Origin of the sequence: Actinomadura hibisca NBRC 15177, from assembly GCF_001552635.1 — a bacterium.
Classification (GTDB): Bacteria; Actinomycetota; Actinomycetes; order Streptosporangiales; family Streptosporangiaceae; genus Spirillospora; species Spirillospora hibisca.
This window is the reverse complement of sequence record NZ_BCRO01000062.1, coordinates 56,020-71,581: the sequence shown is the minus strand read 5'-3', so window position 1 is coordinate 71,581 and position 15,562 is coordinate 56,020. Positions and strand designations below refer to the sequence as shown.

The following is a 15,562-nucleotide window of genomic DNA, read 5'->3' as shown; positions in this document are numbered from 1 at the left end:
CGACACGCGGGCACGGCAGCGCACAGCACAGCCGCAGCAAGTGTGATCAAGGAGAGGTTCCCCGGGGCCGGCCACCACGTAACGGGCGTCCTGCATCCCTCTGGGGACAAGGAGAGAACATATGCGGTTCCGGCGACGGCGTCAAATCGAGCCGCCGGGACGTGCGTGTCCTCGCTCCCCGTGGTGTCGTGTGCGCTCCGCCGGGTATCCGGTGGGCCCGGAAGCTAGCTGGAACAGGGAGTCTGTATGACGGATGAGCGTGCGTTGGTGCTGGGCGGCGGCGGAGTGGCCGGGATCGCGTGGACAACGGGGGTGCTGGCGGGGCTCGCCGATGCCGGGTGTGACGTGACTGACGCCGACGTCGTCATCGGTTCCTCGGCCGGGGCCACCGTCGCCGCGCAGGCGACCAGCGGGATCCCGCTGGGGGAGTTGCTCCGGCGGCAGGTCGATCCCGCCGCGCAGAACAAGGAGCTGGTTCCTTCCGGAGACTCCGGCACGAAGGTCCTGGAGACCATGTTCGGGCTCGCGCAGGAGATCGAGGACCGGGCCGAGTTGCGGCGGCGCATCGGTGAACTGGCCCTCGCCGCCGAGACGGTTCCCGAAGCGGAGCGTCGGAAGGTCATCGAGGATCGGTTGCCCGTGCACGAGTGGCCCGATCGGCGGCTCGTCATCACCGCCGTGGCCGCGCTGTCCGGCACGCCGTCCGTTTTCGACCGCGAGTCGGGGGTGCAGCTGGTGGACGCCGTCACGGCCAGTTGTGCGGTTCCGGGCGTCTGGCCCCCGGTCACCATCGGGGAGACCCGGTTCGTCGACGGCAGTGTGCGGTCGATCAGCAACGCCGATCTCGCCTCGGGCAACGCCCGGGTGGTCGTGATCGCGCCCGTCGCCGATCCCGGGCTCGGGGCCGAGGTCGCGCAGCTGGTCGAGGAGGGGTCCAGGGTCGAGGTCGTCACGCCCGACGAGGCGTCGGTGGCGGCGTTCGGGCCCGATCCGCTCGACCCCACGACGCGCACCCCGGCCGCCAAGGCCGGGTACGCGCAGGGGCGCGAGGCCGCGGCCGTCGTTGCGGCCGTGTGGCGTTCCTCCTGAAAGCGTCAGGCCGCCGTCCCGGTGCCGGGGCGGCGGCCTGGGCCGGTCAGCGTTCGACGGGGGTCGCCGGTTCGGTGGCCGGGATGTCCTGCTCGCCTTCCGGGGGCCTGCGGGTCAGGACGTTGAAGACCAGGTTCAGCACGATCGCGGTCAGGCTGCCCAGCAGGATGCCGCTGTTGAGGATGGCGGCCACGTCGCGCGGCATGTTCTCACCGAACGCCGGGACGGTGGCGGGCAGGAACGCGATGCCGACGCTGACGCCCACGATCAGCGCGTTGCGCTCGTCCCGCAGGTCGGCCTTGGACAGGGTCTGGATGCCCACGACCGCCACCATGCCGAACATCGCCACGGCCGCGCCGCCCAGCACGTCCGGCGGGATCGCGGCCACGTAGGCGGCGGCCTTGGGGAACAGGCCCAGCACCATCATGATCACGCCGGCGGCCACGACGACGAAGCGGCTGCGCACGCCGGTCAGCCGCACCAGGCCCACGTTCTGCGCGAAGCAGGTGTAGGGGAAGGCGTTCAGCGTGCCGCCCAGGAAGGTGGACACGCCGTCGGCGCGCAGCGCGCGGGCGATGTCGTCGTCGGTGACCTCCTTGCCGACGATCTCGCCGGTGGCCTTGGCGTCGCCGACGGTCTCCACGACGGTGACCATCATGACCAGGCACATCGCGATGATCGCGCCGATCTGGAAGGTCGGCATGCCGTAGTGGAACGGGGTGGTGATGCCGAGCCAGTCGGACCTGCCCACCTGGTCGAAGCTCGTGTCGCCCAGCGCGAACGACACCGCCGTGCCACCCACCAGGCCTAGCAGGATCGCGACGCTGCTGAGGAAGGGGCGGCGCAACCGATACAGGACCAGGATGAACAGCAACGTCCCGCCCGCGTACATCAGGTGTTTCCAGCTGCCGAAGTCCTTGGTGACGGTCTTGGCCGCCGCTCCCCCGGCCGCGTCGGTGATCGCGTTGGGCAACAACATCAGGCCCATGACGGTCAGCACGGTGCCGGTCACCACGGGCGGGAAGAAGCGCACCAGGCGGCCCAGGAACGGGGCGGCCAGGAAGGTGACGACGCCCGCGGTGATCACGCCGCCGTAGATCGCCAGCAGGGCGGCGGTGCCGTTCTCGGCGCCCTGGCCGATCGCGATCATGGGGGCGACGGCGGTGAAGGTGACGCCCTGCACGATGGGCAGCCGCACGCCGATCTTCCAGAAGCCGAGCGCCTGGATGATGGAGGCGATGCCGCAGGTGAACAGGTCGGCGTTGATCAGGTAGACGAGCTGTTCGGGGGACAGCCCGATCGCGCTCGCCACCAGGATCGGCACGATGACGGCACCGGCGTAGAACGCCAGGACGTGCTGGAAGCCGTAGAGGGCCAGCCGGGGTAGGGGCAGGACTTCGTCCACGGGGTGGACGCGGGGAGTTTCGTCAGACATGCCTGCCTTGCCTTTCAGGTAGGTAAATGACATGTGCGGTTGTCCGGCAAGTAGACCTGGAGTCGGCGGCCGCTTTCCATTGGACGGGTCGCCGAAGAAACGGCGGCCTTTCAGGGAGCGGTTCGGAGCTTCGTCCAAGGTCTGATCGCCAGGGGCGGGACGGGCGGGATCGCGCGGATCAGCAGGTGGGGGTGCCGGGCTTGCTGTCCTGATGTGTCGACTTCCACCTGGTCCTGCGCGTCGCCGGAGGGGGACGGCGCGCGTCCCGTGACCTGTTCCGGGTGAAATGTAGTCGTTCGCCCTGGTCGGGCCTGCAGGCGGGATCGGCGGAATGTTGATGCAACACTGTTGTACATCGCTGTTGCATCACGTAGCCTCCTGCGCATCCCCCGTCCCGTGGAGGCCCCGATGACGTCCTTCTCCCCCGCCCTGACGTTCGCCTTCGAGATCCGCGCCCGGGTCACCGAGCCGCTGGGCATCGCGCGGCGCGGCGAGGTCACCGAGTTCACGCCCATCGTCGGCGGCACCGTCGAAGGGCCGCGGCTGCGCGGCACCGTGCTGGCGGGCGGCGGCGACTGGAGCGGCACCAACGACGAGGTCTGCCGCCTGTACGCCCGCTACCTCATCCAGGCCGAGGACGGCGCGGTGATCGACATCGTCAACCGCGGCTTCTACCGGCCCTCGCCCGGCAGTCCCGGCCAGGACGACGGCGGTCTGGCGGTGGCGTCGCCGGGGTTGTACTTCCGCACCTCGCCGGTCTTCCGCACCGATGCTCCGGCACACCGCTGGCTCGCCGAGACGGTGTTCGTGGGCCTGGCGCATGACGAGGACGACGTGATCGCCATCCGGATGTACGCCGTCGAGTAGTCAGGCGGGGTCGGTGAAGGCAGGCGTCCGCTTGGCGAAGTAGGCGCGGACGGCCTCGGTCTGGTTGGGCGAGCCGCGCAGTTCGGCCAGAGCCTGGGACTCGGCCAGGAACTGCCCGGCGAGGTCGCCCCCGTCGGCGGCGCGGTTGAGCAGGCGTTTGGCGGCGCGGACCGCGTCGGGGCTGTTGGCGGCGATCTCGCGGGCCAGCTCCAGCGCGGCGGCGAGCGGGTCGGCGGCGGTGCGGGTGGCCAGGCCGAGGCGCACGGCCTCCTCCCCGGTGACCCGGCGGCCGGTGAAGGTCAGCTCCTTGGCCACGTCCTCGCCGACCAGGCGGACCAGGGCGGCGGTGCCGGTCATGTCGGGGACCAGGCCCCAGCGGATCTCCAGCACCGACAACACCGCGTCGGGCGCGACGACGCGCAGGTCCGCGCCGAGGGCGATCTGGAGGCCGCCGCCCAGGGCGTGGCCTCGGACGGCGGCGATCACCGGCTGCGGCAGCTCGCGCCAGACGTGCACGGCCTGCTGGCCGAGGTTGGTGATGCGGCCGGGCTCGCGTTCGAGGACGTCGGCCATCAGCCGCCGGAGCCGGTCGCCGCCCGTCTCGGCGGTGGCGTCGCCCGCCATCGCGGCGAAGTTGGCGAAGTCCAGGCCCGCGCAGAACGACCGGCCCTCCCCCGACAGCACGACCGCGCGCACGGCGGGGTCGGCGGCCAGCGCGTCGCCGGTCTCGGCGAGGCCCTCGAACGTCGCCATGTCCAGGGCGTTGAGCTTGTCGGGCCGGTTGAGGCGCACGTCGGCGACGCCGTCCTCGACGCGCACGGTGACACGGTCGGTCATGGCCGATCCTCTCCGTAGAGGCCGCGCCGCCACAGCGCCGCCAGGGTCGCGACGGCCCGGTCGTCGGTGATGGCGGTGCCGGGGCCGTCGCCGCCCTGCGCCAGCCACACGAAGCAGAAGTGCTCGAACATCGCCGCGATGGCGGAGGCGGTCAGCGCGGGGTCGAGTCCGGCGGCGTGCCCGTCGTCCTGGGCCTGCCGGACGGTCTTCTCGATGATGCGCACGCCGATCTGCCGGCTGCGCCGCCAGCGTTCGGCGAACTCCTCGTCCACCATGGCGAGCTGGAACACCCCGACCAGCACGCCGAGGTGCTCCTTGTAGGCGTCCCAGTAGGCGCGGGCGGCGCGGTCGAAGAAGGCGGGGCTGCCGTCGGGCGCGTCGGGCGAGTGCAGCAGGACCTCGTGGGAGAAGCCGTCGGCGAGCGCGGCGAGCAGGTGCTCCTTGTTGTCGAAGTAGCGGTAGAAGGCGGCGGTGGACTTGCCCGCGGCGGCCGCGATGTCCTGGACGGTGATGCGCAGGAAGCCGCGCTCGGCGATCAGGCGGCGGGCGGCGTCCTCGAACGCGGCGCGGGTCGCGCGGCCCTTGGGGCTGGGCGGGGCGGGCGGCGCTGCAGGGGTATCAAGTGACATAGCGCGGCTCATCATCCCAGTACGGCTCGCGCACCAGCCGCCGCAGGATCTTGCCGGAGGGGTTGCGGGGCAGCTCGGCGACGAAGTCCACCGAGGTGGGGGCCTTGTAGTGGGCGAGGTGGCCGCGCGCGTAGGCGATCACGTCGGCGGCGGTGGTCTCGCCGACCACCACGGCCTTGACGGTCTCGCCCCACCTGGGGTCGGGGACGCCGACCACGCACACGTCGCGGACGCCGGGGCAGGCGGCCAGCACGTTCTCGACCTCGCCCGCGTAGACGTTCTCGCCGCCCGTCACGATCATGTCCTTGATCCGGTCGGTCAGGTGCAGGTACCCGGCCGCGTCCACGAACCCGGCGTCGCCGGTGCGCAACCAGCCGCCCGGCCGCAGCAGCTCGGCGGTGGCGGCCTCGTCGTGCCAGTAGCCGGGGGTGGTCTGGTCGGCGCGGACCTGGATCTCGCCGGGCGCGCCGGGCGGCAGCTCGGCGTCGCCGCCAGGCTCGACCACGCGCAGCTCGACGCCGTCGTAGGGACGGCCCGCCGAGCGGAGGCGCGTGCCCTCGCGGTGCTCGGCCTCGTCGAGGCGGGTGACGGGGCCGGTCGTCTCGGTCATGCCGTAGACCTGCACGAACCCGGCGGACGGGAAGGCGGCCATGGCGCGGCGCAGCACCGTCTCGGTGATCGGCGAGGCCCCGTAGACGATCGTGCGGAGGTCGGGCAGCGCGGGGATGGCGGGGTGGTCGAGCAGGAAGCCGAGCACCGCCGGGACCAGCAGCGCGGCGGTGACGCGGTGCTCGGCGAGCGCGGTGAGGATCGTGTCGGGGTCGGCCTGGGCCAGCAGGACCAGGTGGGCCCCGTGGAAGCCGGGCACCCACACCCAGCCCGCTCCGGCGGCGTGGAAGACGGGGGCGCAGTTGAGCAGGACGGAGTCGCGGTCCACGTAGGGGTAGGCGCCGGGCCGCCGCAGGTGGTCGTAGATCGCCTCGTTGGTGGCGATGACGCCCTTGGGCGCGCCGGTGGTGCCGGAGGTGTAGCAGAGCATCGCCAGGTCGCCGGGCTCGGGCGTCAGGTCGATCGGCTCGGCGGGGACGGCGGCGGGCCAGTCGTCAGCGGTGACCAGCCTGATCGCGGGATCGGCCGCCGCGAGGAAGGCGTCGTAGGCCAGGCTCGCGTGCTCGGGCGCGGCGATGAGGACGGCGGGGCGCGCGTCGGCCAGGACGGCGGCCAGCTCGCGCGCCGGGAGCCGCCAGTTGAGGCCGACCGACGCGGCGCGCAGCCGCGAGGCCCCGTACAGGACGGCGGCGAACGCGGCGGCGTTGGGACCTAGGTAGGCGACGCGGTCGCCGGGCCCGACGCCGTGGTCGCGCAGCGAGTGCGCCGCGCCGTCGGCGAGGGCGTCCAGCTCGGCGTAGGTGAAGGCGCCTTCGGCGGTGGTGAGGGCGGGGGCGTCGGGGCGCGCGGCGGCTTCGGCGCGCAGCCTGGTCGCGAACGAGTAGCTCTGCTCCACGCCGCGACCGTAACCCTGGAGACTCCCCTTGCCCAGACCTAATTGTGACGTTACTTTCACAAATATCGGCGAGGCAGCGGGAGGCACGTGTGAAGACCGGAGCCCAGTACCGGGAGTCGTTGCGCGACGGGCGGCGGCTGTTCCTGGACGGCCGCAAGGTGACCGACCTGGAGGCCGAGCCGCTGCTGGCGGCGGGCGTCGCCGAGGTCGCGGCCGGGTACGACCGCCACCACCGGCCCGAGCCGGACGCGGTCGGGCCGTGGTTCACCTTCCCGACCTCGCCCGAGGACCTGCGCACCCAGCTGCACGAGCTGCTGACCTGGGACATGACGACGGTGACGACCGCGCAGGGCCTCCAGGCGCTGCTGACGGCCGCCGCCCGGATGCGCGCCGACCATCCCGAGTACGCCGCGCGCGTCGAGGCGTACTACGAGTGGTGCAAGCGCGAGGACGTGCGCGGCGTCCAGGCCATCACCGACGCCAAGGGGCATCGCAAGTTGTCGCCGTCGCAGCAGGACGACCCGGACCTGTACACCCGGATCGTCGAGCGGCGGCCGGACGGCATCGTGATCCGGGGCGCGAAGCTGCACATCACGGCGGCGGCCACCTCGCACGAGCTGGTGGTGATGCCGACCAAGCGGATGAAGCCCGGCGAGGAGGACTGGGCGGTGGCGTGCGCGGTCCCGGCCAACGCGCCCGGCGTCACGATCATCAACACGACGTACGCGCCGCGCGGCGCGGCCACCGGCGAGGACGAGCGGTACTGGCCGCACTCCAGCCACCACAACATGCCCGAGGGGTTCATCGTCTTCGACGACGTGTTCGTGCCGAACGAGCGGGTGTTCCTCGCCGGGGAGACCGCGCACTCGGCGACGTTCGCGCACGCGCTGGGCCTGTGGGAGCGGCTCGGCGGCACCGCCCACCTGGCCGAGATCGGCGACATCCTGGCCGGGTTCGCGCAGCTCATCGCGGAGGCCAACGGGCTGGAGCGCGTCTCGCACGTCCGGGAGAAGATCAGCGAGATGATCATGTACGCGACGCTGGTGCGGGCCGGGCTGGAGGCGGCGATCTCCACCGCCGAGAAGAGCCCGGAGGGCTGGATGTTCCCCTCCGAGCTGTACACCAACGCCGCCAAGCACTTCGGCGCGGCCGAGTTCAGCCGCATGGTGCGGCACCTGCACGACATCGGCGGCGGCGCGATCCTCACCGCGCCCGGCCCCGGCGACCTCGACAGCGCTGAGACCGGCGACTACGTCCGCAAGTACATGCGCACGATGGACGGCGTGGACGCCGAGTACCGGATGCGGCTGTTCCACGCCATCCGCGACTACACCGCCGACACCTTCGGCGGCTGGCAGCACGTGACGATGCTCCAGTCGGGCGGCGGCCTGTACGCGCAGCGCATGGTGTCGGCCAAGCACTACGACATGGCCGCCGCGAAGCGCATGGCGTTGCGGATCGCGGGGCTGGAGCCGTGACGGAGGCGTTCGTCCGGGCGGCGCGGACGTTCCTGGACGCGCACCTGCCGCCGCGCGCGCCGCGTTCGGCCACCGACCGGGTCGCGCTGCTGGAGGAGATCGATTCCGCTCGGGAAGCCGAGACGCTGCGCGCGGCCAAGCGTTGGCAGGCGCTGCTGTACGACGCCGGGTTCGCCGAGCTGGACGGCGAGCGCGCGCGGGAGTTCGCGGCGCTGCTGGCCGAGTACGAGGTGCCCGATCTGCAACCGCTGCTGGTCGGGCTGCACATCGTCGCGCCCGCCATCCGGGAGCATGGTTCGGCGGAGCTGAAGGCGCGCTACCTGCCTCGGCTGTTGCGCGGTGAGCTGACCGCCTGCCAGCTGTTCTCCGAGCCGGACGCAGGTTCGGATCTCGCGGCCGTGCGCACGCGCGCGGTGCGCGAGGGCGAGGACTGGATCGTCACCGGGCAGAAGGTGTGGAGTTCGGGCGCGCACCACGCCGACCTCGGCGAGGCGCTGGTGCGCACCGATCCGGACGCGCCCAAGCACGCGGGGCTGACGCTGATGCTGGTGGACATGCGCGCGCCGGGCGTGGAGGTGCGGCCGCTGCGGCAGATGACCGGCGGCGCGTCGTTCAACGAGGTGTTCCTGACCGGGGTGCGGGTGCCCGACGCCGACCGCATCGGCCCGCTGAACGGCGGCTGGAAAGCGGCCATCACGAGCCTGTCCAGCGAGCGCGCGGCGCTGGGCGGCGCGGTGGACGCCGTGCCGCCCGACCTCGTCGAGCGCCTGGCCGAGCAGGCCCGGCGGCGCGGTCTGGCGGGCGACCCGGCGATTCTGCGACGGCTCGGGCGGCTCCGCGCGGCGCTGGCGGCGGCGCGGCTGACCGGGCAGCGCGCCGACCTCGACCCGGCGGCGGCCGCGTCGATCTCCAAGCTGCTGGTCAACCGGGCGGTGGCGCAGGCCGTCGAGACCGCCTCGGCGGTGCTGGGCCCGGCGCTGGCCGCCGACACCGGCGACGGCTACGCGTGGACCGAGTTCGTGCTCGGCTCCCCCGCGCTGCGCATCGCCGGGGGCACCGACGAGATCCAGCGCTCCATCCTGGCCGAACGCCACCTGGGACTGCCGAGGGACCCGCGATGAACGAGCTGCGTGCACTGGTCCGCGCGTTCTGCGCCGACACCCTGCCGATGAGCGCGGTCCGCGAGCGGCTGGGCGCGGGCTACGACCCGGCGTTGTGGCGGCGGTTCGCCGGGGAGCTGGGCTTGGCGGGGCTGGCGGTGCCCGAGGAGTACGGCGGGGCCGGGCAGACGCTGGCCGAGGTCGGCGACGTGCAGATGGAATTGGGGCGGGCGCTGGCGGGGCTGCCGTTCCTGTCGAGCGCCGTGCTGGCCACCTACGCGCTGCTGGGGTGCGATGACGAGGACGCGCGCAAGACGTGGCTGCCCCGGCTGGCGTCAGGCGAAACGACCGGCACGCTGGTCAGCGGCGATGTACGGGTGGCGGGCGGGCGGTTGTCGGGGACGGCGGCTCCGGTGCTGGACGGCGCGACCGCCGGTCTGCTGCTGGTCGTCGCCGGGGACGGCCTGTACGTGGCCGAGGACGCGCGGCGTATCCGGCTGGAGTCGCTGGACGCGACACGTCCGCTGGCCTCGCTGACCTTCGACGGCACCGAGGCGCGGCGGATCGGCGGCGTCCCCTCCCCCGTCCCCGGGCTCGCGGCGCTCGCGGCGGAGATGGCGGGCGGGGCGCGGCGGGCGATGGAGATGGCGGTGGAGTACGCCAAGGTGCGCGAGCAGTTCGGCCGTCCGATCGGGGCCTACCAGGCGGTCAAGCACGCGTGCGCGGAGCTGCTGGTGGACGTGGAGGCCGCCGCGTCCCTGGCCGCGTGGGCGTGCGCCGAACCGGGGGCGGAGGCGGCGAGTACGGCCAAGGCGTACTGCGGCGACGCGTTCGTGCGGGTGGCGACCGAGTGCGTCCAGATCCACGGTGGCATCGGGTTCACCTGGGAGCACGACGCGCACCTGTACTTCAAGCGCGCGCACGCCTCCCGGGTCCTGCTGGGCACTTCTGAGGAGCACTACGAGCGGATCGGGTGACTAGCCTCCGGCACCGTCCAGGCGGTGCCGGAGCCAGGCCATGGCGAGGTCGCCCATCCGGGCTATGGTCGCACGCGCCGGTTCGGGCGGTCAGGTCACCGGAACGATCTCCGCGCGGGCCAGCGCGCCGTCCGCGACGTCGAGCAGGGCGATGGTGCCGTGCGGCTGGCGGCGGCGGTCGGTGGGCGAGCCGGGGTTGAGGATGCGCAGGCCGTCGCCGGACTCGTCCCAGGGAATGTGGGAGTGGCCGAACACGACCAGGTCGGCGTCGGGGAACCAGCGCCCCATGCGCGCGAGGCGGCCCTTGGCCTGGCCGCTGTCGTGGACCATGGCGACCTTGAGCCCGGCGAGTTCCAGTTCGAGCCGCTCGGGCGCGCCCCAGGCGGCGACGTCGGGCCCGTCGTTGTTGCCGAGCACGGCGTGGACGGGCGCGTACTGCGCCAGCTCGTCCAGGACGTCGGCGGTGCACACGTCGCCCGTGTGCAGGATCACGTCGGCATCGCGCAGATGCCGCGCGACCTCCGGCGGGCAGGACTTCCAACGCCGGGGCGCGTGCGTGTCCGACAACACCACTGCTCTCATCTGCCCCATTGTCGCCGACGCCCCGGGCGGCGGGGCGGATCAGGTGGCGATGATGACTTCCAGGGTTCGGGGGCCGTGGACGCCTTCCACGCGGTGCAGTTCGATGTCGCTCGTCGCCGAGGGGCCGCTGATCCACGTCTGGGGGCGGCGCGGGTCCAGGCGGGCCGTCGCTTCGGGGACCGTGCCCGCGATCTTCGCGGCGTCCACCACGCACAGGTGGTAGTCGGGCACCAGGCTCAGGGCGCGGCGGCCCTGGCCGGGGCCCGCGTCCAGCACGATCGTGCCGGTCTCGGCGACGGCCACCGCGCAGGTCGTGATGACGCCGTCGCAGTCCTTCAGGTCGGCCGGGGTCAGGGGCGGGGTGTCGCTCAGGGCGGTGACGCCGGTCGTCCAGCCGGGCGGGAGGCCGTCGGGGACCGCTATCCGGGTGGCGTTGCGGACCGCCAGGACTTGGCGGACTGTGGTTGCCAGGTCGGTCGCCGGGACCTGGTGCACGATCGCGCGGTAGTCGGCCACCCGTTCGGCGAAGAGGGTTAGGAGGTCTGGCGTGGGGCTCGTCTGGGCGTAGGCGCGGGGGATCTCGGGGGCTTGGACGCCTGCCGTCGCCTTCCGGACGCGGGACAGGATCTCGTCGCGGGCGTTCACTGTTCTTCTCCCTCTTCGCGCCACCAGCGGCGGAAGCTCTGCGGGGGCGGGGACGGGACGTCGCGGGTGCGCGACCAGGCGCGGCCGGGGCCCGGCAGGCGCTTGATCCGGCGGCGGCCCGGCCACGTTCGGGACGGGCGGCCCAGGGGCAGGCGGGCGGTCAGGGACGCCACGTTCTGGGCGGCCGACAGGCGGCGGGGGTTGCCCAGGGTCCAGGCCGCCAGTTTCATCGCGGCGCGTTCGGCGCTCGGGTGGCCCCGTTTGGCGTCCACCGCCTTCTCGCGCAGGTGGATCAGGGCCCTGGGAATGTCGATCTTCACCGGGCAGACCTCGTAGCACGCTCCGCACAGGCTGGAGGCGAACGGCAGGCTGGCCGACACCTCCTCGTCCGGGCGCAGTTGCGGCGTCAGGATCGCGCCGATCGGGCCCGGGTACACCGAGCCGTAGGCGTGGCCGCCGGTGCGCTCGTAGACCGGGCACACGTTCAGGCACGCCGAGCAGCGGATGCAGCGCAGGGCCGAGCGGCCGATCTCGTCCGCGAGCGCCTCGGTGCGGCCGTTGTCCAGCAGGACGAGGTGGAAGTCCTGCGGGCCGTCGCCGGGGGTCACGCCCGTCCAGACGGTGGTGTAGGGGTTCATGCGCTCGCCCGTGGAGGAGCGCGGCAGGAGCTGGAGGAAGACCTCCAGGTCGCGCCAGGTGGGGATCGTCTTCTCGATGCCCACCACCGAGATCAGCGTCTCGGGCAGCGTCAGGCACATGCGGCCGTTGCCCTCCGACTCCAGCACGACCAGGGTGCCGGTCTCGGCGACCATGAAGTTCGCGCCGGAGATCGCGACCCTGGCGGCCAGGAACCGTTCGCGCAGGTAGCGGCGGGCGACCTCGGCCAGCGCGGCGGGGTCGTCGGTCAGGTCGGCGGGCGCGCCCGGCACCTGCCGCGCGAACAGCTCGCGGATCTCGGCGCGGTTGCGGTGGATGGCCGGGACCAGGATGTGCGAGGGCCGGTCGTCGGCGAGCTGGACGATCAGTTCGGCGAGGTCGGTCTCGTGGGCGGTGACGCCCTCGGCGGCGAGGGCCTCGTTCAGGCCGATCTCCTGGGTCGCCATCGACTTGACCTTGACGACCTCGGTCTCGCCCGTGGCCTTCACCAGGCCGGTCACGATCCGGTTGGCCTCGGCGGCGTCGCGCGCCCAGTGCACCGTGCCGCCCGCCGCCGTCACCTCGGCCTCCAGGCGTTCCAGGTGACCGGCCAGGTCCGCCAGCGTGGCGTCCTTGATCGCGGCCCCGGCGTCGCGCAGCTCGGCCCAGTCGGGCCGCTCCCCCACGACCCTGGCGCGCTTGCCCCGGATGGTGGTGGTCGCGTTGCGCAGGTTGCCCCGCAGCCGGTCGTCGGCCAGGGCCTTCTCGGCCGCCTTCGGGAAGGCCGGACTGCCCAGCCACACGACGTCGGTGCGTTCGCCGCTCACGCCGGGTCCTCCTCGGTGCTCGCCAGGATCTCCGCCAGGTGCATCACCCGCACGGGCGCGCCGTCGCGCGACAGGCCGCCGCCCAGGTGCACCAGGCACGAGTTGTCGGCGGCCGCCAGCACCGCCGCGCCCGTCCGCCGCACGTTGGCGGCCTTGTCCGCGCCCATCGCGGCCGAGACGCCCGCGTTCTTCATCGCGAACGTGCCGCCGAACCCGCAACACTCCTCCGCGCCCGGCAGCTCCAGCAGTTCCAGGCCGCGCACCGCCCGCAGCAGCCGCGTCGGCCGGTCGCCCAGGCCCAGCATCCGCAACGAGTGGCAGGTCGGGTGGTAGGTGACGGTGTGCGGGAAGTAGGCGCCGACGTCCTCCACGCCCAGGACGTCCACCAGCAGCTCGGTCAGCTCGTGCACCGGCGGCGCGGCCAGGCCCGGCACCACCTCCGGGTGCAGTTCCCGGATCATGCCCGCGCAGGAGGCGGAGGGGACGACCACCGCGTCGAAGCCGGCGAAGGTCGCGGCGAACGACCGCACCAGCGGCTCGCACTCGCGCCGGTAGCCGCTGTTGAGGTGCATCTGCCCGCAGCACGTCTGCTCCTCGGGGAAGACCACGGTGTGGCCGAGCCTGCGCAGCAGCTTCACCACGGCCTTGCCGGTGCCGGGGAACATGGTGTCGTTGACGCAGGTCAGGAACAGCGCGATGCGCACGGATCACTCCGCCGTCTCGAGGATCGGATGACGGGCCCCATCCGATCGTTCCCGCGGCCCGCTGTCAACCTTTCATCCGATCAATCTGCCATAGAGATGGATAGATCCTGCGAAAACTCCTGGTCCTCTCGGAAAGTCGGGTCGATTGATCCGATGTTTGATTTGACCCCACCGCCATTCTGCGACGATGCTGGTCCCCACCGACGACAAGGAGCCGCGCCATGGCCGTCACCGACGAGGCGATCAGCAAGATCAAGCAGATGATCGTCTCCGGTGAGCTGCGGCCCGGCGACCGGCTGCCGCGCGAGGCCGACCTCGCCGGGCGGCTCGGCCTGTCGCGCAGCTCGATGCGCGAGGCGGTCAAGGCGCTCGCCCTGATCAACGTGCTGGACGTGCGGCAGGGCGACGGCACCTACGTCACCAGCCTGGAGCCGGGCCTGCTGCTGGACGCGGTCTCGTTCGTGGCCGAGTTCCACAGCGACGACTCGGTGCTGCACTTCCTCCAGGTGCGCCGCATCCTGGAGCCCGCCGCGACCGCGCTGGCCGCCGAGCGCATGACCGACGGCGACATCGCCGAGCTGCGCGAGATCCTGGAGGCGCTGGCCGCCGAGCCGACGATCGACGACCTGGTGGCCAACGACCTCCGGTTCCACGGCCGCATCGCGGCGGGCTCGGGCAACCCGGTGTTGTGCTCGCTGCTGGACAGCCTGTCCGGGCCGACCAAGCGCGCCCGCGTCTGGCGCGGCCTGACGCAGGAGAGCGCCGTGGAGGCCACCCACACCCAGCACCGCGCCATCTACGAGGCCATCGCGAGCCGCCGCCCGGACGTCGCCCACGCCTGGGCGACCGTGCACGTGGCGGGCGTCGAGGAATGGCTCAAGCGGGCGTTGTAGCCGGACCTGTGACCGGACCTGTGACCGGACGGGGAAGCGCGGCGGCGCCGGGAGGGCACCGCCGCGCTTTCGCGTGTCACTCGCCGGGCAGCGGCACCTCGGGGCCCAGCAGGCCCTCGGCGGCCAGTTCCGCCCACAACGCGCCGGGCACCGGGCGCGCCATCAGCTCGGCGTTGCGCCGGACCTCGGCGGCCGTCCGCGCCCCCACGACGATCCCCGCCACCACCGGGTGCGTCGCGGGGAACGCCAGCGCCGCCTGCGGCAGCGTCACCCCGTGCCGCCGCGCGACGGCCGCGGTCCGCCGCGCCCGCTCCACCAGCTCCGGCGGCGCGGCCTCGTAGTCGTAGAACGCGTCGGCGGCGGGCTCGTCGGTCGCGAGCAGCCCGCTGTTGAAGACCCCGGCGGCGATCACCTCGGTGCCGCGCTCGGCGCACAGCGGGAAGAGTCCGGCGAGCGCGGGCTGCTCCAGCAGCGTGTAGCGCCCGGCCGGCATGACCATGTCCAGCTCGGTGCGGCGCACCAGGTCGGCGAGCACCTCCCAGGACTTGGACCCGGCTCCGATCGCCCCGATGACGCCCTGGTCGCGCAGCTCGCGCAGCGCCGGGTACGCCTGGTCGGCGGCGGCCTCCGGCCCCTCCTCGGGGTCGTGGATCAGCACCAGGTCCACCCGGTCCAGGCCGAGCCGCTCCAGGCTGTCGGCCAGCGAGCGCCGCACCCCGTCCGCCGAGTAGTCGATCACGCGGCGGTGCGTGGCGGGCACGTCGAAGCCCTCGTCGCGGCCGCCCGCATCGGACGGCACCAGCACCCGGCCGACCTTGGTGGACAGCACGTAGGAGTCGCGCGGGCAGTCGCGCAGCGCCGCGCCCAGCCGCCGTTCCGACAGGCCCAGCCCGTAGTGCGGGGCGGTGTCGAAGTAGCGGACGCCCGCCTCGCGGGCGGCGTGCACCGCCTCGGCGGCGTCCTGGTCCGACACCGCCGTGTACAGGTTGCCGATGGCCGCCGCGCCGAACCCCAGCGCGCCGTAGTCGAGCCGGGCGGGGCCGCTCACGGCAGCTCCCACACGAGCGGGACGCCGGTGTCGCCGCCGGAGTAGTCGTCCTCGACCTCCAGCAGCTCGGCCATCGCCGCCTGCCACGGCACGTTCGCCGGGTGGTCGCGCAGGTGGTCGCGCATCCGTTGGTAGTCCTCGACCTCCACCACGTGGAACAGGTCGCGGCCGTCGCGCCAGATGCGCCAGGAGTGGACGCCCGCCTCGCGCAGCGCGGCGTCCAGGTCGTCGGGGATCGTCGCGTGGACGCGGTCGTAGTCGGCCTCCCTGCCCGGCCTGAGGCGGGTGCGCAGTGCGATCCGGTCCATGTC

General features: G+C 73.1%; 16 protein-coding genes. 6 read left to right on the top strand and 10 right to left on the bottom strand.

The genetic code is table 11. The features are described 5' to 3' along the window. The first annotated feature begins 246 nt into the window (after positions 1–246). Positions 247–1,089, top strand: coding sequence for a patatin-like phospholipase family protein (locus tag AH6_RS27295; RefSeq protein ID WP_067485465.1), 843 nt, complete (start codon positions 247–249; stop codon positions 1,087–1,089). A gap of 46 nt (positions 1,090–1,135) precedes the next feature. Here the strand turns inward: AH6_RS27295 and AH6_RS27290 are convergent, their stop codons facing one another. After that, positions 1,136–2,524, bottom strand: a complete 1,389-nt coding sequence (locus tag AH6_RS27290) for a nucleobase:cation symporter-2 family protein (RefSeq protein WP_169807919.1) — start codon at positions 2,522–2,524, stop codon at positions 1,136–1,138. A gap of 408 nt (positions 2,525–2,932) precedes the next feature. On the opposite strand from AH6_RS27290, the gene AH6_RS27285 reads away from it, so the two are divergent. Further along, positions 2,933–3,391: a DUF3237 domain-containing protein gene (locus AH6_RS27285; RefSeq protein ID WP_067485463.1), complete on the top strand. Its 459-nt coding sequence runs from the start codon at positions 2,933–2,935 to the stop codon at positions 3,389–3,391. Here AH6_RS27285 and AH6_RS27280 read toward each other — a convergent pair whose 3' ends face one another. From AH6_RS27280 to AH6_RS27270, 3 genes are read right to left on the bottom strand one after another with little or no spacing between them, the layout of a single operon-like run. Then, positions 3,392–4,228, bottom strand: a complete 837-nt coding sequence (locus AH6_RS27280) for a crotonase/enoyl-CoA hydratase family protein (RefSeq protein WP_067485461.1) — start codon at positions 4,226–4,228, stop codon at positions 3,392–3,394. Beyond that, positions 4,225–4,857: a TetR/AcrR family transcriptional regulator gene (locus AH6_RS27275; protein ID WP_067485458.1), complete on the bottom strand. Its 633-nt coding sequence runs from the start codon at positions 4,855–4,857 to the stop codon at positions 4,225–4,227. The genes AH6_RS27280 and AH6_RS27275 overlap by 4 nt, the downstream gene beginning before the upstream one ends. Beyond that, the gene (locus AH6_RS27270) at positions 4,847–6,361 is read right to left on the bottom strand and encodes an AMP-binding protein (protein WP_067485456.1); all 1,515 of its coding nucleotides are present in this window, start codon (positions 6,359–6,361) and stop codon (positions 4,847–4,849) included. The genes AH6_RS27275 and AH6_RS27270 overlap by 11 nt, the downstream gene beginning before the upstream one ends. 89 nt (positions 6,362–6,450) lie before the next feature. On the opposite strand from AH6_RS27270, the gene AH6_RS27265 reads away from it, so the two are divergent. Genes AH6_RS27265 through AH6_RS27255 form a run of 3 tightly spaced genes read left to right on the top strand, consistent with a single transcriptional unit; the run spans position 6,451 to position 9,916 of the window. Then, positions 6,451–7,839, top strand: coding sequence for a 4-hydroxyphenylacetate 3-hydroxylase N-terminal domain-containing protein (locus AH6_RS27265; protein ID WP_067485454.1), 1,389 nt, complete (start codon positions 6,451–6,453; stop codon positions 7,837–7,839). Next, positions 7,836–8,960, top strand: a complete 1,125-nt coding sequence (locus AH6_RS27260; protein WP_067485452.1) for an acyl-CoA dehydrogenase family protein — start codon at positions 7,836–7,838, stop codon at positions 8,958–8,960. The genes AH6_RS27265 and AH6_RS27260 overlap by 4 nt, the downstream gene beginning before the upstream one ends. Next, positions 8,957–9,916 (top strand): acyl-CoA dehydrogenase family protein, encoded by a 960-nt coding sequence (locus AH6_RS27255; protein WP_067485451.1) that lies wholly within the window; start codon positions 8,957–8,959, stop codon positions 9,914–9,916. Before AH6_RS27260 ends, AH6_RS27255 begins: the two co-directional genes overlap by 4 nt. 90 nt (positions 9,917–10,006) lie before the next feature. On the opposite strand, the gene AH6_RS27250 is transcribed toward AH6_RS27255, so the two are convergent. From AH6_RS27250 to AH6_RS27235, 4 genes are read right to left on the bottom strand one after another with little or no spacing between them, the layout of a single operon-like run. After that, on the bottom strand, positions 10,007–10,498 hold the full coding sequence (locus AH6_RS27250; RefSeq protein ID WP_067485479.1) for a metallophosphoesterase family protein: 492 nt from the start codon (positions 10,496–10,498) through the stop codon (positions 10,007–10,009). Positions 10,499–10,537: 39 nt separating this feature from the next. Further along, positions 10,538–11,143: a LutC/YkgG family protein gene (locus AH6_RS27245; protein WP_067485449.1), complete on the bottom strand. Its 606-nt coding sequence runs from the start codon at positions 11,141–11,143 to the stop codon at positions 10,538–10,540. Then, positions 11,140–12,606 carry a lactate utilization protein B gene (locus tag AH6_RS27240; RefSeq protein WP_174555127.1) on the bottom strand — a complete coding sequence of 489 codons (1,467 nt, stop codon included), beginning with the start codon at positions 12,604–12,606 and terminating at the stop codon, positions 11,140–11,142. Before AH6_RS27240 ends, AH6_RS27245 begins: the two co-directional genes overlap by 4 nt. Further along, positions 12,603–13,310 (bottom strand): (Fe-S)-binding protein, encoded by a 708-nt coding sequence (locus AH6_RS27235; protein ID WP_067485447.1) that lies wholly within the window; start codon positions 13,308–13,310, stop codon positions 12,603–12,605. Before AH6_RS27235 ends, AH6_RS27240 begins: the two co-directional genes overlap by 4 nt. Positions 13,311–13,531: 221 nt before the next feature. Between AH6_RS27235 and AH6_RS27230 the strand changes: the two genes are divergently transcribed. Then, positions 13,532–14,203: a FadR/GntR family transcriptional regulator gene (locus tag AH6_RS27230; RefSeq protein ID WP_067485445.1), complete on the top strand. Its 672-nt coding sequence runs from the start codon at positions 13,532–13,534 to the stop codon at positions 14,201–14,203. Positions 14,204–14,279: 76 nt separating this feature from the next. Here AH6_RS27230 and AH6_RS27225 read toward each other — a convergent pair whose 3' ends face one another. Both AH6_RS27225 and AH6_RS27220 read right to left on the bottom strand, forming a co-directional pair. Further along, positions 14,280–15,251, bottom strand: a complete 972-nt coding sequence (locus AH6_RS27225) for an aldo/keto reductase (protein WP_174555126.1) — start codon at positions 15,249–15,251, stop codon at positions 14,280–14,282. Continuing rightward, positions 15,248–15,559, bottom strand: a complete 312-nt coding sequence (locus AH6_RS27220; protein ID WP_067485441.1) for an L-rhamnose mutarotase — start codon at positions 15,557–15,559, stop codon at positions 15,248–15,250. Before AH6_RS27220 ends, AH6_RS27225 begins: the two co-directional genes overlap by 4 nt. Between the last annotated feature and the right edge of the window lie 3 nt (positions 15,560–15,562).